We start from the raw sequence: 19,988 nt of genomic DNA, 5'->3' as shown, positions 1-19,988 counted from the left end.
TCAGCTGAAGAGCATGCCGCCGTTGATGTCGACATTGGCCCCCGTGATGAAGGCCGAGTCGTCGCAGGCCAGGAACAGCACGAGGTTGGCCACATCCTCGGAGGTGCCCTGCCGTTTGACGGGGGCCGCAGCCTCGTATCCCTTGCGGGCTGCGTCGGGCGTGTGGATGTTGTGGAAGTCGGTGTCGATCATGCCGGGGCAGAGCGCATTGACCCGCACATTCGGCCCCAACTCCTTGGCGAGGCCCCGCGTCATCGTCATGATCGCGCCCTTGGAGGCGGCATAGGCGACCGACCCCGGCCCGCCGCCGTCGCGGGCGGCCTGGCTGGCCAGATTGACGATGGTCCCGGATTTCAGATGCGGCAGGCAGGCCTTCACCATCAGGAAGGTGCTGGTCAGGTTCAGCGTCATGACCGCGTTCCAATGGTCCAGCGACATGTCCGCGATGGTCTTGCGCGCGATCAGCCCGCCGGAGTTGTTCACCAGGATGTCGACGCCGCCGAACTCCGCGACGGTTCTGGCGACAAGTGCCTCGGCGCCCGCTTCGGTCTGAAGGTCGCCCTGAAGCGCGAAGGCCTGTCCGCCTGCGGCGGTGATCTCGGCCACGGTCCTGTCGGCACCGTCACTGCTGGCGAAATAGTTGATGGCGACGTGCGCCCCCTCGGCGGCGAGTTTCAGGGCGCAGGCCCGGCCGATGTCGCGGCCGCCTCCGGTCACGATGGCTGTCTTGCCGGCAAGCTTCATGGGATGTCCTTCCGGGAGCGAAGGGGGTCAGGCCCCGACGTCGAATGTCTTGGGAACGACGACCTTGTAGCTGTGGTCGTCGGCAGTGGTGAAGTAGAGATCGCAATCATAGCCCTGATCGTCGAGGAAGCTGAACACCCGGCGTGGCGCTGCGGCGGGATAGGGGACCAGCAGGGTCGCGATGCGGTGGCGGATGGCCTTGGGGAAGCTGGCCGTGAGGCAGGTGCTGACCGGCAGGCCCTCGTATTCCGCCGGGTCCACGTCCGGGAAGCCGGTGTTCTGCGACAGGGTCGGGGCGCCCGCCTCGGACCAGAGGAACTTGCCATAGAATCCCGCCTTTTCGCCGGTATAGCGGAAGGTCGCGTCGCCCAGGGTCATCGGGGCATTGGCGTGCAGAAGCCAATCGATGGCCACGGGTTCATCCGCGTCGATGCTGTCGACGATGACGAAATACTGGTCGCGCACGAAATGCACATCGCGGGTCACGGCGGTGACGGCGGGCGAGAGGGATTGATAGGCGGCGGTGGCGTCGCCCCGGATGAAAATATGGTCATCGCGCGTCTCGGCAGTGACGATGCGGCCCGACGACTGCATGGCGCGCACCTTGTCCTTGCCCGCGTATTGGCCCTTGCCGTCGATCAGGATGGCGTTCTTGGAGCGGGTCTGGCGGCGCCAGTTCTGATGCATGGTGCTGTTGAAGGCGACGTAATAGCCGGATTGCACCGCCAGATCCTCGCCGAAGCCGGCCAGGCAGAAGGCATTCTGGTCGCCGTGGCTGTGACTGATCGCGCCGAAGGGCGAGGATTTCATCACGAACTGGATGTGGTTGTCCGGGTCCTGCATCCGGTGCTGGATCGCGACCCATCCCGTCCCCTTGAACCAGCGCAACTGGTCGTCGTCGGCGGGGGGCACGGCCTCGATGATCGGGAAATCCGTGCGATAGGCCAGCTCGTCGAAATTGAAGTCCCACCAGCCCCAGTTGTAGAACGCCATCTCGGTGCCGGGGTTGGTGCGCTTGATCTCGTCATAGTACCATTGATAGGCGCCGTTGCCGGTGACGCCCGCGAATTGCCGCAGGTTGAAGCCGACCTTGACGGCCGGAAGGTCGCCTTGGGTCGCGTCGTCGCCAAAGGTCGCGCGGCGGGTGTCGGGCGCCTTGGTATAGAGCGGGAAATCCCCCGTCCGTTGAAAGAACGGACGTTGGTAAAGGTCGATGCCGGTATAGCTGCGCAGCAGGTTGGCCGCATCTATCAGATAGGCCATCCCGGTCATCCAGTAATGCGGCCCCTCGGCCCAACCGCCGTCTGCGTCGCCCCAGGGCGAATAGACGGTCGAGAGGAATTCGACGGAATAGTGCAGCCAATCCTCGGCCTCGGGCGCGTCGTCCAGCATGGCGATGGCGGCGGGCACCAGCACCGCCGACACGGCGCGGACGGCGTGGCTGTCGAAGGGGAACAGCTGAATGTTGGCGTGTTTGATGACGTGGTCCGCCGTTTCGCGCGTGCGCGCCAGCAGGGCCGACAGGACCAGCGCGCGTTCGTCGTCGTCCAACTGGTCGTGAAGCCAGTCATAGCCCCAGGCGAGGGCCAGGTTCACGCGAAAGGCCCATTCGTCGGTATAGCTGCGCGAGGTGGTGCCCGACGGATTCCAGCGTGCGGTCGACACAAGCCACTCCTTGGCCCGCGCCAGCATCGCCGGATCCTGGGTCACCTGACCGCCCACGGCCAGATGCCGGATCGCATAGAGCAGTTCCTGACAGTCGATGTAGGTCTTGCGCCAGACGGCGGCGACGCGCTTGTGACCCGGATAGCCGGCGGGTTCGGGCAGGATGTCGCGATCCATCCAGGGCAGGACGGATTTGTCGAAGAAGGTCGACCATGTGCAGTGATCGGGATCGGAGGCGACCGCTGCGCGGAAGTCCGACAGCCGGTCTTGCGTCAGCCACAGGCGCGGATGGCTGCGGTCGGATTTGGCAAAGCGCGTGGCGCGGCCGGGCAGGGGCGTCTGGGGCAGGTCGTCGGCGATGTGGAAGCTGCGGTCGCTGCTCCAGGTGCTGACGGGCGCCTTGGTGGCGGCGTCCCAGACGGCATAGGACCAGACGTAGTCGCCGGACGGCAGGACACGGTCGGGCGTGAAGAAGTTGAGGGCGATGCCCTCGAACACATGGGTGGTCTTGGCCGGATAGGCGGGGTCCGTCGACACCCGGACAACGAAGAGCGCCTCGTCCTCGATCACCGGGAGCCAGGAAAAGCGGGGCGGGTTTTCCGCCACGGCGACGCCGTCGGCGGGCGCGTATTGGATGGTCAGGCGTCCGGCTTTGGGTTCATCGAGACGGGGAAGGGATTTGCCGGACATCGCAGGTCTTTCTGGACAGAGAAACGGAATACGGGCGCGACCGGGAAAGGCCGCGCCCGTGGTCGGCTGGGAAGGATCAGCCGCCCTGACGTGCGTAGGCGACGTTCATCACCTCGAGAACCTGGTCGAGACCCATCTCGTTCAGGGTTTCAAGGTAGTCGTCCCACTCCGCACGGATGTCGCCGGTGCCGAGGATCCAAGCCTGTTGACGCTCCAGCATGTAGGTCCGGATGGTCGGCCAGTAGCGGTCATAGACCGCCTGCTCTTCGGGAGTGAAGGACACGCCCAGGAAGTCGGGCACAAGATAGTCGCCGGCCTCGTAAAGGGCGATGCCGTCCAGCGCGATCTGGTTCGTCCACTGCTTCTCGTACTCGTAGTCCTGCTGATAGCCCCGGAACATCTGCGCGCCGATGGCGTACATCTGGGCCGCGACCGACTGGTCGTTGTTCAGGACCTCGTCCTTGTAGATGGGCTTGCCGTCGACCATGTCGTAATGCACGCCCTCGATCCCGAAGTTGCCCAGACGGCGGCCTTCTTCGGTGAACCAGAAGTCGAAGTACTTGATGGTCTCGACCGGGTGTTCGTTGGTGTGGCCGATGGCCCAACCGTCCGGTTTAACCAGGATGCGACGATGCTCCTCCATGCGCACGCCCGAGATGGAGGCGGGCGGGATGAACGGCAGGAAGGCGAACCCTTCGATGCTTTCCTGGAGGCGGTCGTTGTAGCCCGCGGTCGATGCGAACCAGTCGTGGGTCATGCCGCCCAGGTTCTCCGACAGAAGATAGTCGCGCGACTGGTTGCCCCGGGTGAAGATTTCCGGATCGATCAGGCCTTCGGCATACCACTCTGCCAGGTTCGCCATGCCCTCACGATAGCCTTCGCCGATGTAGGGATGGGTGACCTTTCCGTCCTCGACCAGGAAGTCGTGATAGGTGTCCGACCCCGAGGACCGTCCGTCCCAAAGGGTGACGAGACGGATCATCTCTTCGAAGTCGCGCCCGAAGAAGGGGATCTCGTCCTTGAGGCCGTTGCCGTTCGGATCCTGGTCGCGGAACGCTTCGAGCACCGCTTTGAGTTCCTCGACATTTTGCGGCTGCTCCAGCCCCAGGGCATCGAGCCAGTCCTGCCGGATGAAATAGGCGCGTCCGAAGAAGCCATCCGGGAAATAGGGGATGTAGTAGAGGTTGCCGTCAGCGGCCGTCACGGCGGCGAACCGCTCGGGATATTCCTCCATGAAGGCCTTGATGTTGGGCGCATGCTCGTCGATCAGGTCGTTGAGCGGCAGGAAGGCGCCTTGGGGACCGAATTCGTTGACGAACTGCTGGACCGCGTCACCGCCGAAGATGTCGGGGATATTGCCCGACGCGATCAGCAGGTTGTGCGCCTCGCGGCTTTCGGTGGTGTTGGTGCCGACGGTGGCGTCCTTGAGCGAGATGCCCGTCATTTCGGCGGCCGCGGCCTCGACCGGGTAATCCTCCTGATAGCCCTGCGAACGGCGCCAGTGCATGTGGATCGTCAGCTCCAGCGGTTCGTCGACGATCCTCAGGTGACCGTCGGCAAAGCCGGGCCCGGCCATGGCCGTGGCGGTGAGCAGAGCTGCTGCAAGTGTCAGATGTCGCATGTTTTCCTCCCAGAGTTATATGCGTGGATTTCATTGGTCATTCCTTCACGCCGCCCATCAGGATACCTTTGTTAAAGTATTTCTGAACGAACGGGTAAATGATGAGGACGGGGATGATCGAGCAGACGATGATCGCCGCGCTGATCGTTTCCATGGAGTAGTTTGCCGAGAGCAGGGACGCCGCAAACTCCTCGTCGTCGGCCAGCTGCGAGATTACCTTGCGCAGGTAGACCTGGAGCGGGATCTTGTCTTCGTCCTGAAGCAGGACCATGGCCCAGAAGAAGCCGTTCCAGCGGCCCACGATGCAAAACAGCGCGACCGTGGCGATGGCGGGCTTGGCGAGCGGGACATAGACCTTCCAGAGAACCTGAAACTCGGAGGCGCCGTCCATCCGCGCCGCCTCCTCGAAGCTCGACGGGACCGCTTCGAAGAAGTTGCGCAGCAGGATCAGGTTGAAGCCGTTGACGGCGAAGCCGATGATGATGCCGAAATAGCTGTCCAGAAGGCCCAGGTCGCGGAAGTTCAGGAAGAACGGGATCAGGCCCGCGTTGAACCACATGGTGAAGGCCACCATCAGGTTCCAGAACCGGCGTCCGAAAAGCTGCGGACGCGACAGGGCATAGGCCCCGGGGATGATGAACGCGAGGCTCATCAGAGTGCCGCCGATGGTGTAGATGAAGGTGTTGCCATAGCTCGTCCAGAAGCCAGGCTCGGACAGGACGCGGGAATAGGCCTCGAGCGTGAAGCCGACCGGCGTCAGGATGACATTGCCTGCCCGCGCCTCGAAGGCCGAGGACATCGACAGCGACGCGATGTAGATGAACGGATAGAGCGTCGAGATCGTGAAAAGCCCGATCAGCACCATGTTCAGGACGACGAAAACCCGGTCGCCACGTGAATAGAGGTTCATGTTGGTCATCTCGGCCCCCTCACCACAGCGACGTGCGCGAATAGCGCTTGGAGACCGCGTTCGCGCCGATCACCAGCACGAAGGCCACGACGGCGTTGAACAGGCCGGCAGCGGCGGCAACGTCGTATTGCCCGCCCAACAGACCCTGACGGTAGATGAAGGTGTTGACGACATCCGCCGTGGCATAGGTGGCCGGCTGATAGAGCAGGATGATCATCTCGAACGACACTTCGAGCATGTTGCCGATGCGGATGATCAGCATGATGATGATCGTCGGCATGATCGTGGGAATGGTGATCTTCCACATCATCTGCCAGCGGCTGGCCCCGTCCACGACGGCGGATTCGTAGAGCGTGGGCGACACGCCCGCGATGGCTGCCAGATAGACGATGGATTGGAATCCCGCCTCCTGCCAGATGGTGGTGCCGACGAAGATGGGCCGGAACCATTCGGGCTTGGTCAGGAAGTAGATCGAGTCGAGGCCGAACCACCCGAGGATGGTGTTCACGATACCCGCCGAGGGCGAGAAGGCCGTGATTACGATGCCCGCGATGATAACCGACGAAATGAAGTGTGGAAGATAAACAATGGTTTGCGCGGCCTTCTTGAACCACTGGTTCAGGACTTCGTTGAACATTAGCGCCAGGAGGATCGGCATGGGAAAGCCGAACAGAAGGCTCAGGAAACTGATGTAGACGGTGTTCTTGAGCGCGCGCAGGAACTGGTCGTTGTTGAACAACGTCTCGAAATGCGTGAGCCCGATCCAGGGTGAGCCGTCGATGCCCCGGAAGACGCTGTAGTCCTTGAAGGCGATCTGAAGCCCGTACATCGGCTTGTAGAGGAACACGAGCAGCCAGATGATCGTCGGCAGCAGCATCACGTAAAGCTGCCATTCGCGCCGCATGTGATCGACGATCAGGGCGCCACGCCCGGCCTTGCGGTCGCGCAGCGCCTCGCTTGCCCCGATCACGAGCTCTTCGGTCGAGCCACCGACCTTGTTGCCGGTCACGCTCATTCGACGCGGATCTGACCCGACAGGGCCATTCCCGTTTGGGCATCGAACACCTTGATCAGCTCGGGCGCCGCCGTGAACCCCCGGACGGCGTCCAGCGTAGCGATGTTACCGAGCGTTTCGGTGCGGATCACGAAGGGGTCGCCGCCGACGGTCATGTGCAGCAGCGCCTCGGATCCAAGGGTTTCCACCAGGTCGAGGTCGGCCATCACCGCGCCGTCGCGCGGTTCGGTGACGATCTGTGCGTATTCTGGGCGGATGCCGACGATCACCTCGCGCCCTTCGGCGTTCTGAAGGCCGGGCAGGTGGGCGAGCGCGATCTTCTGGCCCGCGAAACTGGCCACGGGGCCATCGGTGCCGTTCACGATGCTCGCCTTGATCTGGTTCATGGGCGGCGCGCCCAGGAAGCCCGCGACAAAGGAATTCGCAGGGTTCAGGAACAATTCCATCGGGCTGCCGATCTGTTCGATCCGGCCATCGTTCATCACCACGATCCGGTCGGCCAGCGTCATCGCCTCGACCTGGTCGTGGGTCACATAGATGCTGGTCGCGCCCAGACGTTTGTGAAGGCGCTTGATCTCGGCGCGCATCTGCGTGCGCAGCTTGGCGTCAAGGTTGGAAAGCGGCTCGTCAAAGAGGAACACCTTGGGCTGCCGCACGATGGCACGGCCCATGGCCACGCGCTGACGCTGCCCGCCCGACAGATCGGCCGGACGGCGATCAAGGTATTCGGTGAGGCCCAGGATGCCGCCGACCTCGGCCACGGCATCGTCGATATGCTGCTTGCTTTCCTTGCGGATACGAAGGCCGAAGGCGATGTTCTCGGCCACGTTCAGATGGGGATAGAGGGCGTAGTTCTGGAACACCATCGCCACGTCGCGGTCCTTGGGGGCCACGCGGTTCATCACGCGCCCGTCGATGGTGAGCTTGCCGTCGCTGATTTCCTCGAGACCCGCGATCATGCGCAGCGTCGTCGACTTGCCGCAGCCGGACGGTCCGACCAGGACGACGAATTCCTTCTCCTCGACCTCCAGGTCGATACCGTGGACGACTTGCAGACCGCCATAGGCCTTCACGATATTCTCAAGCTGGACGCCTGCCATGACCCCTCCCGCGCGCCCAAATCCATGGACGAAGTACCCTGTCCGACCGACCGATCTTTCGACGGCACGATTCGGATTCCCTAAGTGGAATACTAGTCTAATCTAGCTAGTATACTAGTATTGATTTTTCGCCAGACGTCCTTTTTACTCATCCCGGGGCGAAGGTCCGCAGGACGATTCCGCGTGCGGTGGTGGCTCATCTCGCGATTTCCGCCTTGGGGGATCGACCGAGGGCCTTTGCGGCAAGCGAATGCGGACCGGCGCGCGCCACACCACAGACTCGTTGACGGACTTCGGAGGACGGCCAGATGGCAACAATAACCCGACCAAGGGACCGCCGGACAAGCGTCGACGTGGTGTTTGATCACCTGCACGAGGCCATCGTCTCGCTTGAGTTGCTGCCGGGCGACAAGATTTCCGAGGCGGATATCGCTACGCGCTTCGGCGTGTCGCGCCAACCGGTCCGCGACGCCTTCAGTCGGCTTGCCAACCTCGATCTGCTGCTGATCCGGCCGCAGAAGGCAACCGAGGTGAAGCGCTTTTCGGTGCGCGAGACGACCAAGTCGCGCTTCATCCGGTCTTGCGTCGAAGCCGAGGTGCTGCGCCGGGCCGCCCGCACGGCGACGCCCGCAGATCACGCGTTGCTGGATGCAGCCTTGGCGCAGCAGGCCATGGCCGTGGCAGATGGCGATTACGAGGTCTTCGGCCAGCTCGACTATGCGTTCCACAAGGCCCTGTGCAAAGTCGCGCGCGTCGATTGGGCGTTCGAGATCATCGCCGTCCAGAAGGCCAGCGTCGACCGTCTGTGCAGGCTCAGCATCGCCAAGGAAGACCGGATGGGGCAGCTTCTGGACGATCACACCGCGATCTGCAGCAGCCTGAAAAACGGTGATGCCGAAAGAGCGGTCGAGGCGGGGATGATCCATCTGTCGCGCCTGGATGCCACCATCGACGCGATCCTGGACCGGAACCCCGATTACTTCGACGATTAATCCGCCTGCACGTCCGCACGCTTCCATCCGCCCTTGAACAGGCGCAGGTGGAAGGGCGGGAACTTCACCAGCTCCTCGAACAGGAACAGCGCAAAGACCCATCCCACGGACAGGTCCAGGACCACCACGAACAACAGGGTCATCGGCACCTTGAAGAGCCATTGCCCGGCGATGAAGATGTTCATCACGTGGAACGTGTCGCCCGACGCGCGCAGGGTCTGACCGCAGATCGCGTTCGACCCCTTTGGAAACGGCAGCAGAAGCAGCGTCGGCAGGAACAGCATCAGCGCCGTTCGGGTCTGCGCCTCCAGATCGGGATAGAGCCAAGGGGAGGCGAGACAGATCGTCAGATAGACCGCCGCGACGACACCGGCGGCGAGGAAGGCGACCCGCCAGGCGCGGCTGAGAAAGCTGTCCAGCGCATCTTCGGCCAGGGACGCCCCCAGAAGCTGCGCCACGATGATGCCGGTTGCCTGCGCCCAGGCCATGCCGAAGGTGCCCGCGACCTGAACCCAGGGCATGATCAGGGTGATGGCCGCGAAATCGGTGATGTCCATCCTGGCATAGATCAGCACGCAGACCTGTGTGCCGACCGACATGCTGAGGAAGGTGGCCGCAATGGGCCAGGAAAAGGCAAAGTGCCGCCGCAGGGCCCAACCAAAGCGCCCGCGCGCCCAACCCGCCACATCGCGGAAGAACCGGTTCTGACGCTGGAGCTGCACCCCGAGGAACAGCGCCCGCAGGATCGCGCCCGCCGCACTGCCCCAGGCGGCCCCGGCGACGCCCAGTTCGGGCGCCCCAAGGAGGCCGTGGATCAGCACGATGCTGACCCCGACGTTGACGGGCATCGAGATGAGATAGCTGGAAAACGTCAGCTTGGTGCGCCCGCAGCCGTTGAAATAGCTGTCGAGGCTTTGGCCGAACGCCTCGGCCACGACGACGAGGGCGAAGATGGTCAGATAGGCCTGCGCCTGTTCCGCGATCCAGGGGGTCTGGGCAAAACCGCGCAGGATCATGGGGCCGAACAGGGCGACGAAAACCAACCCGAGCAGGATCGAGACGAGGTTGATGGTCAGGCCGCTTGCGAGGGCAGATTTCAGGCCGACCTCGCGGACCGCCGGGTCGGGGATGCCGAAGGATTGCGCGATGCGGATCTGCGTCGCGTTGGAAAAGGCGACGAGCAAGCCGAGCAACAGCCCGACAAGCGCCCCGGCCAGGCCCATGGCCGCCAGCGCCGCTTCGCCCAGGGCCGAGATGAGATAGGCGTCGATGACGACGATGCCGTGCAGCATGATGGCCTTGAGGGCCAGCGGCCAGGCCACGGCATAGATGTCGCCGACCGTCTTTTCCGAAGTCATGTGTCGTGCCCGAGGTTTGCGTCGCGTCCGGATGCTGGCGCCATCCCTACACGATGGAAACTGGTATACAAGTTTGCCGGGCGGTTTGCGCCCCGGTCAGAGGCCGCTGGCGATCAGCGCCGCCGCCCGGACCCCGTCGATCAGACGCGCGCGGGTCCGGCCCTTGGCGTGGCGCGCGATGTCGACCATGCCGCCACATCCCAGCACCACGGCGCGGACCCCGTCTTCGCGGTCGGCGGCGATGATCTCGGCCAACACGCGCTCCGTGGCATCGGCTGCCGCCTCGAGGTGCAGGACGGGCACGTTGCTGGCGCGCACCCGACCCAATTGGCCGCCAAGACCGTAGGCGAAAATGTTTTCTTCAAGGATGGGCACCGACACCGGCAGCGTGGTGACGACCGAGAACCGCTCGGCGGCCATGGCGGCCATGTGATATGCGGCCTGACCGATCCCGATCACGGGGCAGGCGGCCAGCTTGCGCGCCTGGGCCAGCGCGGTGTCGTCGAAACAGGCGATGATGATCGCGCACGCGCCTGCGTCCGACGCTCGGGCCACGAGGTCAAGGAGGGGCGGCGTCGCGACCTCGCCATCCTCGCGCCCCTGGATCGCGGGCGGGCCATCGTGGGACGTCCACCCCTCGAACGCGGCCGTGGGGACGGTTTCGCGGGCGGTGCGCAGCATTGCTTCGGTCATCGACACGGTGCTGTTTGGGTTGATCAGGACGATCATGCCAGCCCGTCGCCCGCGTCCGACCCCGCCCGCGCGCGGCGTCGCGCCCCAAGCCACGCCAACGCCAGAAAGACGCCGATCATGATGAGCGAAAACACCGTCGTCAGCGTGCCAAGCGCATAGAGAACCGGCGTCGTCACATTCGTGGTCATCCCGAAGATTTCGAGCGGCAGGGTGTTATAGCTTCCGGCGGTCAGCAGGGTCCGTGCGAATTCGTCATAGCTGAGCGTGAAGCCGAACAGCGCCACCCCGATCAGCGACGGCGCAATGATCGGCAGGACGACATGGCGCAACGTCTGCCACGGGGTCGCGCCCAGATCGCGGGCGGCCTCCTCATAGCTTTTGTCGAAGCGGTTGAAGACGGCGAACATGATGAGCAGGCCGAAGGGCAGGGTCCAGGTCAGCTGCGATCCGAAACCCGACGTGGCCCAGTGGACCGTCATTCCCGACTGGCTGAACATCAGGCCCACGCCGAGCGAGATCAGGATCGACGGAATCACAAGCGAGGTGATGATGAGGTAGAACACCATGCCCGACCCCGGAAACCGTTTGCGGAACGCCAGCCCGCCCATGACCGAGACGACGACCGTGGTCACCATGACCATCAGGCCCAGGGCAAAGCTGCGCCGAAAACTTCCCCATATGTCGCCCACGGCCTGTTGCTCGAAAAGGTCGCGGAACCAGTGGAGCGACGTGCCGCGCATGGGGAAGGTCAGGCCGCCGCCCGGGCCCTGGAACGACAGGATCGCGATGGTGATCGTCGGCCCATAGAGGAACAGCAGGAACAGCCCGAAAAAGGCGGCCAGCACATAGAATGAGCGGGACCGGGGTTCCATTCAAAGCTCCTTCCGGATGTCGACGAAGCGCAACAGGATGCCGATGACAATCAGAACCGTCAGCAGCAGGATCACCGCCGTCGCCGCCGCTGACGGATAGGCCAGAAGCGAGATGTCGTTGGAAATCAGACGCCCCACGTTGGCCGATTGCGACCCCGACATGAAACGCACGGTGATGAAATCGCCCATCACCAGCGTGACCACAAAGATCGTGCCGATCATGATGCCCGGCTTGGTCAGCGGGATGATGACATTCCACAGGATCTGAACCCCCGAGGCGCCGGCATCGCGCGCCGCCTCGATCAGGCTTTTGTCGATGCGCATCATGGTATTGAAGATCGGAACCACCATGAAAAGCGTGTAGAGGTGGACGAACGCCAGGATGACGGCGAAGTCGCTGAACAGGAGCCATTCGAGCGGCGCGTCGATCACCCCCCAGGACATCAGCGCCGAATTGGCGATGCCGTTGCGGCCCAGAAACGGGATCCAGCTGATCATGCGGATGATGTTCGACGTCCAGAACGGGATCGTGCAGAGCAGGAACAGCGCGATCTGCCAAGTCTGGGTGCGGATGTGGAAGGCCAGGAAATAGGCCACGGTGAAACCGATGCCCAGGGTCAGGGCCCAGGTGATGGCAGCGTATTTGAAGGTGTTGAGGAATACGCGGTAGGTCACAGGCGAGCCGAAGAGGAACTCGTAATTCTCCCAGACGAAGGCGGGGATGATCGAGAATTCGGTGGCCTGCCAGAAGCTGACCACCACGATCAGGATGATGGGAAGCACCAGGAAAAGCACCAGCACGACCACCAGCGGCAGGGCCATCAGCCATCCGCCGATGGCGCGGTTTGCCAGTATCTTTTCCATTGTAATCCTTGGGTTAGGGGGCGCTGTTAAAGCGCCCCCAAGGGGGTCAGGCCGCGATGAACTCGTTCCACTTGCGGACCATGTACTGGTTTTCGTCCATCACGGCGTTCCAGCAGGCCACGGCCCCCATCCGGTCATAGAACGACCCGCCGTCGCGCAGCTCTCCGGCCTGGGCCAGCGGGTCGCCGAAGGGCGAGGTGATGGTGTCGGTCGCGGCCTTGCCCTCGAACCAATAGCCCCACTCGTTCTCGGACATGTGGTTCTTGGAGGTCTCGGGCACGGCGGAATAATAGCCCTGCCGCATCAGGAACCCGCCGACCCAGCCGTCCAGATACCAGTTGATGTATTCATAGGCCGCGTCCCGCTCCAGCCCGGTCAGCGCCGCCGACAGGCCGATGCCGCCGCCCCAGGAGCGATAGCCTTCCTCGAGCGGTTGATAGACGCAAGGCACGCCCTTGGCCTTCACGGCGGTGATCGCGGGCGACCACATCGACTGGATGACGACTTCGCCCGACGCCATCAGGTTCACGCTTTCGTCGAAGGACTTCCAGAAGGCGCGGAACTGGCCGTTCCGCTTGGCTTCGGTGAAGATGCCGATGGTCAGGTCGATCTCTTCGCGGGTCATGTTGCCCTTGTCGGGATAGGTGTATTCACCCATCGATTCCACGACCATCGCCATGTCCATGATCCCGATGGAGGAGATGTCGAGGATCGAGGCCTTGCCCTTGAACTCGGGGTTCAGAAGCTCGGACCAGTTGGTGATGGGCCGCCCGATCAGGTCGGGGCGGATGCCCAGGGTATCGGCATTGTAGATCGTCGGGATCAGGGTCATCCAGCCGGATTCTTCCTGAACGAAATCCGTGCCTTCCGGGCCGGAGGTAAAGCCGACCGTGTGGGGCGCGGTGCCTTGGGCGATGGTGCTTTCGGGGGTCAGCAGGCCATTGCGGAAGATGCCCACGATGTTGTCGTAGTTGGCGATCCTGGAGGTATCCATCGCCTGTAGGTTGCCGGTCGGCCAGACCTTCTTGCAGATCCAGTATTCGATGTCGGCGATGTCGAAGCTGCCCGGCTGGGTGGCCGCGCGCTGTGTCACGCTGTCGGAATCGAGGGCCGTCATCTCGAGGGTGAAGCCGAGGTCTTCCTTCACCTTCTGCGCCACCTCGTTGAGGTTGGACACGCCGGTGCCGAACTGGCGCAGGGTCACGTCCTTGATGTTCTGGGCCCAGATCATCGGGGCGCCGAGGGTGGTGCCGGCGGCAAAGGCGGTGCCGCCCTTCAGCAGGGTCCGTCTGTTCACTTTGGTCATCTCTACTCTCCGTGTCGGGTGTGGGTCACGTCGTCAGGTGGTGAAGGTCTTGGTCCTCCCAGGTCAGACCGACGCGGTCGCCCGGGTTGTTGGGGTGCTCAAAGAAGGCCCGCTCCGCGACCAGCGCGGTGACGTCCTGATCGCCGATTGTGCGGGCGGTGACGGACACGTGGGTGCCCTGGTATTCGACGGCGGTGATCTGCGCGTCGAGCTTGCCGGCCGTTGCCGGGGCCAGGCCGATGGCATCGGTCCGGATCGCGAAATGCCCCTCGGTCAGGGCCAATACATTGTGGCCGCCCATGAAGCGGGCGACGAATTCGGTGCGCGGCGCGTTGAAAACCTGACGCGCGGGACCGGCCTGCTCGATGACGGCGTTGTTCATCACCACGATCTCGTCGGCCAGGGCCAGCGCCTCGTCCTGACCGTGGGTGACATGCAGGAAGCTGATGCCGAGTTCCTGTTGCAGCTTGCGCAATTCGGCCCGCATCCGGATCCGCAGGAACGGGTCCAGCGCCGAGAGCGGTTCATCCAGCAAAAGGACCTGCGGCCGGGTGATGAGGGCGCGGGCGAGGGCGACGCGCTGCTGCTGCCCGCCCGAAAGCTGATCGGGAAGCCGGTCGCCAAGCGGCGTCAGGTCGACAAGTTCCAGCATCTCGCCCGCGGCCTTGCGCCGGGTCGGGGCATCGACACCCTTCATCTTGAGGCTGAAGGCGACGTTCTCGGTCACGCTCAGATGCGGAAAGAGCGCATAATTCTGGAACATCATCGCCGTCCCGCGCTTGGCGGGTGGCAGGTTGGAGATGTCGCGCGCGCCAAGCAGGATGGATCCGTCTGACACGCTTTCGTGCCCCGCGATCATCCGCAGGGTCGACGACTTGCCGCAACCGGAAGGGCCCAGAAGGCAGGTATAGCTGCCCGGGCGGAAATGATGGCTGACCGCATTTACGGCAACCGTCTTGCCGTAGCGTTTGGTCACGCTGACCAATTCCAGATCTGCCTTGGCTGTTGTCATGCGCCCCCCGGTGCTTGATCCAAGCGAGACGCAAGTCGGGAACCCGGGCAAATCTTTAGCAGTGCGGTGAGCGGACAATTCCACCTTCTGCCGCAAGATTCCGCGCTGCGGCAGCGTCCTGCCAAAAAAATGGACACAATATTGTATACAATCCGACCGGTCGTTCCTGCCCCGGGTCCCTCGCCATTGTGCGGCCACGCCCTGTCTGTCAAAGATCGGGCGATAGGACCGACATGACAAAGAATCCCACAGGCGCGTCTGCCGTCTTGCGTGACGGTCCCCGGTTCGAATCGGTCGAGGCCGCGCTGTCGGTCGCCATCCACGAACATCGCCTGACGCCCGGCACCAAACTGGGCGAGGACGAGATCGGCGAAATCTTCGGCGTATCCCGCACCATCGTGCGGGCGGCTCTGCAATCCTTGTCGCATTCGCAGCTGGTGGACATGCGCCGCAATCGCGGGGCCTTCGTGGCGCAGCCGTCCCTGACCGAGGCGCGCGAGGTGTTCGAGGCGCGCGAATTGCTGGAGCCGCGGATGGCCCGCTCCGCCGCCGCCTTCGCCAAACCCGCCGATGTCGCAAGGCTCCGCCGTCATATCAACGACGAACACGCCGCCCTCGATGCCGCCGATCCGGGGCGCGCGCTGCGTCTGTCGGGGATGTTTCATATCGAGATCGCCCGGATCGCCGATCAGGCCACCATCGCGGGCTTCATCGAGACGCTGATCGCGCGCTCGTCGCTCATCATCGCGCTCTATTGGCGGCGGCAAAGCGCCCTGTGCGAAAGTTTCGCCCACCACGCGCTGGTCGAGGCGATTGCCACCGGCGACGGGCCGCGGGCCGAGGACTTGATGCGCAGCCATCTGGTCGACCTGCATTCGGCCCTCGACCTGCGGGATCGCACGACAGCGCCCCGGTCGCTTCGGGATGCATTGCGGCGATGACCGTTCGGCGGATGTCCCTTGATGATCTGGCGGGGGTTCTGGATTGGGCCGCGGCCGAGGGGTGGAACCCGGGCCTGGACGACGCGGCGGCGTTTTTCGCGGCGGACCGCGAGGGGTTCTTCCTCAAGGAGATCGACGGCGCGCCTGTTGCCGCGGTGTCCGTGGTCAATCACTCCCCCAATTTCGCCTTTCTCGGCCTCTATCTCTGTCGGGCGGACGCGCGGGGGCAGGGGTTCGGGATGGAGGTCTGGCGCGCCGGGCTGGCCCATGCCGGCAACCGCTGCATCGGGCTGGAGGGCGTCCCGGCGCAGCAGGGCAATTATGTGCGCTCCGGCTTCGCCCCGATCGGCCGGACCGTTCGCTATAAGGGCAGCCTGCCTGCGACCGGTGTCGCAGCCAGAACGGCCCCGGACGTCGACGGCCTTCTGGCGGCGGACCGCGCGGCGACCGGGATCGACCGTGCCCGGTTCGCGCGGGCCTGGTTCACCGATACCGAAACGCGCCGGACCATCTGTTTGTCCCCGTCCGATCCGGGCGCGGGCTTTGCGACCGTTCGGAAGTGTCGCGACGGGGTGAAGATCGGACCGTTTCAGGCGGTGACCGAAGCCGACGCGATGACCTTGCTGACCGGGGCAGCCGCCATTTTCGGCGCAGGCACCGTTGCCGTCGACGTGCCCGAGACCGCGCCGGACCTCGCCCGGCTTCTGGCCGGTCTCGGATTTGCCCCCGTGTTCGAGACCGCCAGCATGTATTTCGGCCGCCCGCCCCAAGGCAGGCCGCCACCCTTCCAGGCCTGTGCGACGCTCGAACTGGGGTGACTAGGCGTCGGCCAGCCAGGCGGCGAAGGCGTCGCGCTCCGGGCTTGGCGGCTTGCCTTCGGGGACCAGGATGAAGTGGCGATCCTCGGGCACGACGGGGGACAGGGGCAGGGTGGTCAGCCGACCGTCCGCCAAGGGCCGTTGCAACAGGCGCGTCCAGCCCAGGGCCACGCCTTCGCCGTTCATCGCCGCATAGGCCGCGTCACTGTAGCTGCTGAACCGCAACCGCGCCTCGGCAAACCCACCGGTCCAGCCCGACTGCCGGAACCATGCCGTCCAGTTCAACCACCCCGGTTCGGGCGAGGCGCTGTCGATCTTGATGATGTCCCGCCGCTGCGCAAGGTCGGTCAGGGTCAGCGGGCCCAACCGATCGGCAAGCGCGGGCGTGCAGACGGGGACCAGCGTCTCGTCCAGCGATCCGACGACCCGCATGCCGCGAAAGGGCGGCGTGCCATAGCGCACGCCCAGGTCGATCTGGCGATCATCGGGCGCGGTCCAGGCGTCTTCGGAAATGACGCGCAGGTCGATGTCCGGATGCGCCTCTCGAAACGTGGAAAGCCGTGGCAGCAGAAGGAAATGCGCGAAGGCCACGGACACCGTGATCGTCAGGCGCGCGCCGGGGGCCCGCATCCGCTCCACCGTATCGGCCAGCCCGTCGAGCGCGGTGCGAACGCTGGCAAACAGATCCCGCCCCGCATCGGTCAGGTGCACCGCCCGGTTGCGCCGTTCGAACAGGGGCAGGCCGATGTCCTTTTCAAGCGCGGCGATCCGGCGGCTGACGGCGGCCTGGGTAACGCCCAGTTCATCGGCGGCGCGGGTGAATCCCCCGGTCCGGGCCGCCGCCTCGAAGGCGATGAGCGCGGTCAGCGAGGGCAGGGAGCGGCGAAGGCGGTGCATGATGTCAGGTCAGTCCTGGGATGCGGACGCGCCACCTTGGTGGACCGCCCAGGCATAATCGATAACCTGGGCGTATGGATCAAGGCATATTTTCTGACGTTGCCTGGCCTCGCCCGCCAGATATTCTGTCCGGCAAACCAGAGGCCCGTGACATGCTCGACCAATCCGCCGACCAGGCCCGCGTGGCCGCCCTTTTGCGGGCGCGACAGCCGGGCCATACCTTGCCCGCGCCGCTCTACACCTCGACCGAGGCCTATCAGGCGGATTGCGACGTCATCTTTTCGCGCCACTGGATCGCCGTCGGCGTGGCCTGCGACGTGGAGGAGGCGGGAGACGTCATCTCGGTCGACATCGGCCCGTCTTCCATCGTGATCCTGCGCGACGATGATGACGCGCTGCGCGCCTTTCACAACGTCTGTTCGCACCGCGGCGCGCGGCTGGTGCCGCCGGGTCGGTCGGTCGTCGGCAAGCTGGTCTGCCCCTATCACCAATGGACCTATGACCTGAGCGGCGATCTGGCGCTGGCCCCGCACATGGGCACCGATTTCGACCGGGGTTTGCACCATCTGAAACCCGTGGCGCTGCGCGATGTGGGCGGCATCCTCTATGCCTGCCTGTCGGACGATCCGCCCAAAGACATCGACGCACTGGCCGCCGTGATGGAGCCGCGCCTGGCCGCTTACGACCTGCGCAACGCCCGGATCGCCTTCGAGCAGGACGTGATCGAGGCGGGCAACTGGAAGCTGACGATGGAGAACAACCGCGAATGCTATCATTGCGCGTCGAACCATCCACAGCTCAGCCTGTCGTTCCATGCCGCCGATTTCGGTTATGATCCCGAAGGGCTGACGGTGGCCGAACAGGCCGAGGCGAACGGATTGCTCGATGCCTATGCCCGGCAGGGTGCCCTTTGGGAACGGGACGGGCTGGACCACGTCGCCGTGGAGCACACCGTCGGCTGGCCCACGAATTTCCGCACGCAGCGCCTGATCATCGCAGGTCTGGGCGAAAGCCAGACGCCCGACACCCGCGCGGCGGTCAGCCTGCCCCTCGGGACGGCGGGGCGGCCGGGCATGGGAGACGTTCACCTCTGGGGCATCAATTCCTGGAACCACGTCATGTCGGATCACGCGGTGATCTTCACCGCCTTCCCGCTCGGCCCCGACCGCACGCTGGTGCGCACGAAATGGCTGGTCCACCGCGATGCGGTCGAGGGTGAGGATTACGATCTGGAGAACCTGACGAGCGTCTGGAAGACCACCAATGCCGAAGACGCGCATCTGGTCGCCATCGCGCAGCAGGGGGTGGCTTCGGCCGGCTATCGGCCCGGACCCTATTCGCCCTTCACCGAGCGGGCGCTGGACGAATTCTCGACCTGGTATGTCGACCGGATGACCGCCAACGGATACGGCGCATGACGGTTGTCCAACCGGTTGATGTGGCGACCCCCAACTGGTCGGTGCAGCGGCGCAGACGCTTTCCGTCCGACCGATGGGGCACGCTGATCTGTCGCGCGGTCTGGGACGAGGCCCCGGATGTGCGCAGCTTCCTGCTGACCCCGGCGGACGACAGCCGGATCGAACACGAGCCGGGTCAGTTCCTGACGGTCCGCATCGATACGCCCGACGCCGCGCTGGAGCGGTGCTATACCATTGCCTCCTCTGCCGCGCGCGACAGCGGGGTCGAGATCACGGTGAAACGTCAGGCCGGGCCGGGCGCCGCGCAGCTACATGACATGCTGGTCCCCGGCGCGCGGATCGAAGCCTTCGGCCCCTCGGGGCGGTTTGGCCCCACGGCCTGGCCCGGGTCGCGCTATGCCCTGATCGCCGCCGGATCGGGGGTTACGCCGATGCTGTCGATCCTGCGGACCGCGGCCGACAAGGGCATCGATCTGGATGCCGTGCTGATCCAGGTTGCGCCGACCCGCGCCGCCATGATCGCCGCCGATGACCTGCGTGCTCTGGCGCGGCGGTTGCCCCGGCTGGTCGTCCATCACCTGCCGACCCGCGAAGTCGGTGCGGCGCGGCCCGACGCGGATATTCTGGCCCGGCTTTTGCCCGACATTGCCGACCGCACGGTGCTGTGCTGCGGGCCGCAACCCTTCATGGAAATGGTGCGAGAGACCGCGCGCCGTGCCGGTGTTCCGCCCGACGCCTACGGCGAAGAAAGTTTCGACTTTTCCTCGCCCCAACCCGAGATCACACCCGCCGCCGACACGATCACGCGGCAGATCACCTATGCCCGCTCGGGGCGCAGCTTTGCCTGCGCCGAGACCTCGACCATCCTCGGGGCGGCGCGGGCCGCCGGTCTGCCGATGCCATCGTCCTGCGCGCGGGGCATGTGCGGTACCTGCAAGACCTTCAAGCATTCCGGCGAGGTGACGCTGGCCCATGAAGGCGGCATCCGGCAGCGAGAGATCGACCGGGGGTTCATCCTGCCCTGCGTGAGCCGTCCGCTGACCGATATCGTCCTCGACTGTTAGGAGCGCGC

Annotated in this window: 18 protein-coding genes; 5 read left to right on the top strand and 13 right to left on the bottom strand. The window is 64.6% G+C overall.

What is annotated here, in order from left to right; genetic code table 11:
• The 6 genes from BM002_RS02200 to BM002_RS02175 all read right to left on the bottom strand — a co-directional run bounded on the left by BM002_RS02200 (position 1) and on the right by BM002_RS02175 (position 7,745).
• A complete protein-coding gene (locus BM002_RS02200; protein WP_092776866.1) occupies positions 1 to 744 on the bottom strand; it encodes an SDR family NAD(P)-dependent oxidoreductase in 744 nt (247 codons plus the stop codon).
• A gap of 27 nt (positions 745 to 771) precedes the next feature.
• Positions 772 to 3,099: a DUF4962 domain-containing protein gene (locus BM002_RS02195; protein ID WP_092776864.1), complete on the bottom strand. Its 2,328-nt coding sequence runs from the start codon at positions 3,097 to 3,099 to the stop codon at positions 772 to 774.
• Positions 3,100 to 3,175: 76 nt separating this feature from the next.
• The gene (locus tag BM002_RS02190) at positions 3,176 to 4,720 is read right to left on the bottom strand and encodes an extracellular solute-binding protein (RefSeq protein ID WP_092776862.1); all 1,545 of its coding nucleotides are present in this window, start codon (positions 4,718 to 4,720) and stop codon (positions 3,176 to 3,178) included.
• 37 nt (positions 4,721 to 4,757) lie between these two features.
• The gene (locus BM002_RS02185; protein WP_092776860.1) at positions 4,758 to 5,639 is read right to left on the bottom strand and encodes a carbohydrate ABC transporter permease; all 882 of its coding nucleotides are present in this window, start codon (positions 5,637 to 5,639) and stop codon (positions 4,758 to 4,760) included.
• 10 nt (positions 5,640 to 5,649) lie between these two features.
• Positions 5,650 to 6,645, bottom strand: coding sequence for an ABC transporter permease (locus tag BM002_RS02180; RefSeq protein ID WP_092776858.1), 996 nt, complete (start codon positions 6,643 to 6,645; stop codon positions 5,650 to 5,652).
• Positions 6,642 to 7,745, bottom strand: a complete 1,104-nt coding sequence (locus tag BM002_RS02175; protein WP_092776857.1) for an ABC transporter ATP-binding protein — start codon at positions 7,743 to 7,745, stop codon at positions 6,642 to 6,644. Before BM002_RS02175 ends, BM002_RS02180 begins: the two co-directional genes overlap by 4 nt.
• A gap of 308 nt (positions 7,746 to 8,053) precedes the next feature.
• Here BM002_RS02175 and BM002_RS02170 point away from each other — a divergent pair, with 308 nt between their 5' ends.
• Entirely contained in the window at positions 8,054 to 8,737 is a 684-nt protein-coding gene (locus tag BM002_RS02170; RefSeq protein ID WP_092776854.1) for a GntR family transcriptional regulator, read from the top strand.
• Here the strand turns inward: BM002_RS02170 and BM002_RS02165 are convergent.
• The 6 genes from BM002_RS02165 to BM002_RS02140 form a co-directional block, all read right to left on the bottom strand.
• Positions 8,734 to 10,095, bottom strand: a complete 1,362-nt coding sequence (locus tag BM002_RS02165) for an MATE family efflux transporter (protein ID WP_092776852.1) — start codon at positions 10,093 to 10,095, stop codon at positions 8,734 to 8,736. The genes BM002_RS02170 and BM002_RS02165 overlap by 4 nt on opposite strands.
• A gap of 96 nt (positions 10,096 to 10,191) precedes the next feature.
• The gene (locus BM002_RS02160) at positions 10,192 to 10,824 is read right to left on the bottom strand and encodes an aspartate/glutamate racemase family protein (RefSeq protein WP_092778661.1); all 633 of its coding nucleotides are present in this window, start codon (positions 10,822 to 10,824) and stop codon (positions 10,192 to 10,194) included.
• A complete protein-coding gene (locus BM002_RS02155; RefSeq protein WP_092776850.1) occupies positions 10,821 to 11,660 on the bottom strand; it encodes an ABC transporter permease in 840 nt (279 codons plus the stop codon). Before BM002_RS02155 ends, BM002_RS02160 begins: the two co-directional genes overlap by 4 nt.
• The gene (locus tag BM002_RS02150; RefSeq protein ID WP_092776848.1) at positions 11,661 to 12,524 is read right to left on the bottom strand and encodes an ABC transporter permease; all 864 of its coding nucleotides are present in this window, start codon (positions 12,522 to 12,524) and stop codon (positions 11,661 to 11,663) included.
• Positions 12,525 to 12,570: 46 nt separating this feature from the next.
• The gene (locus BM002_RS02145) at positions 12,571 to 13,830 is read right to left on the bottom strand and encodes an ABC transporter substrate-binding protein (protein WP_092776846.1); all 1,260 of its coding nucleotides are present in this window, start codon (positions 13,828 to 13,830) and stop codon (positions 12,571 to 12,573) included.
• 25 nt (positions 13,831 to 13,855) lie between these two features.
• Entirely contained in the window at positions 13,856 to 14,842 is a 987-nt protein-coding gene (locus BM002_RS02140) for an ABC transporter ATP-binding protein (RefSeq protein ID WP_092776844.1), read from the bottom strand.
• A gap of 233 nt (positions 14,843 to 15,075) precedes the next feature.
• On the opposite strand from BM002_RS02140, the gene BM002_RS02135 reads away from it, so the two are divergent.
• Together BM002_RS02135 and BM002_RS02130 are read left to right on the top strand one after the other, a co-directional pair.
• Positions 15,076 to 15,783 carry a GntR family transcriptional regulator gene (locus BM002_RS02135; protein WP_092776842.1) on the top strand — a complete coding sequence of 236 codons (708 nt, stop codon included), beginning with the start codon at positions 15,076 to 15,078 and terminating at the stop codon, positions 15,781 to 15,783.
• A gap of 11 nt (positions 15,784 to 15,794) precedes the next feature.
• Complete coding sequence (locus BM002_RS02130; protein WP_245749102.1) at positions 15,795 to 16,601, top strand: GNAT family N-acetyltransferase; 807 nt, start codon at positions 15,795 to 15,797, stop codon at positions 16,599 to 16,601.
• Here BM002_RS02130 and BM002_RS02125 read toward each other — a convergent pair whose 3' ends face one another.
• On the bottom strand, positions 16,602 to 17,498 hold the full coding sequence (locus tag BM002_RS02125) for a LysR substrate-binding domain-containing protein (protein WP_092776838.1): 897 nt from the start codon (positions 17,496 to 17,498) through the stop codon (positions 16,602 to 16,604).
• 152 nt (positions 17,499 to 17,650) lie between these two features.
• Between BM002_RS02125 and BM002_RS02120 the strand changes: the two genes are divergently transcribed.
• Together BM002_RS02120 and BM002_RS02115 are read left to right on the top strand one after the other, a co-directional pair.
• Positions 17,651 to 18,916: an aromatic ring-hydroxylating oxygenase subunit alpha gene (locus BM002_RS02120; protein ID WP_092776836.1), complete on the top strand. Its 1,266-nt coding sequence runs from the start codon at positions 17,651 to 17,653 to the stop codon at positions 18,914 to 18,916.
• Entirely contained in the window at positions 18,913 to 19,980 is a 1,068-nt protein-coding gene (locus BM002_RS02115; protein ID WP_092776834.1) for a flavin reductase family protein, read from the top strand. Before BM002_RS02120 ends, BM002_RS02115 begins: the two co-directional genes overlap by 4 nt.
• Positions 19,981 to 19,988 lie beyond the last annotated feature (8 nt).

It is taken from the genome of Jannaschia pohangensis, assembly GCF_900113875.1.
In the GTDB taxonomy this organism is placed as follows: Bacteria; Pseudomonadota; Alphaproteobacteria; order Rhodobacterales; family Rhodobacteraceae; genus Jannaschia; species Jannaschia pohangensis.
This window is presented reverse-complemented; position numbering and strand designations above follow the sequence as displayed.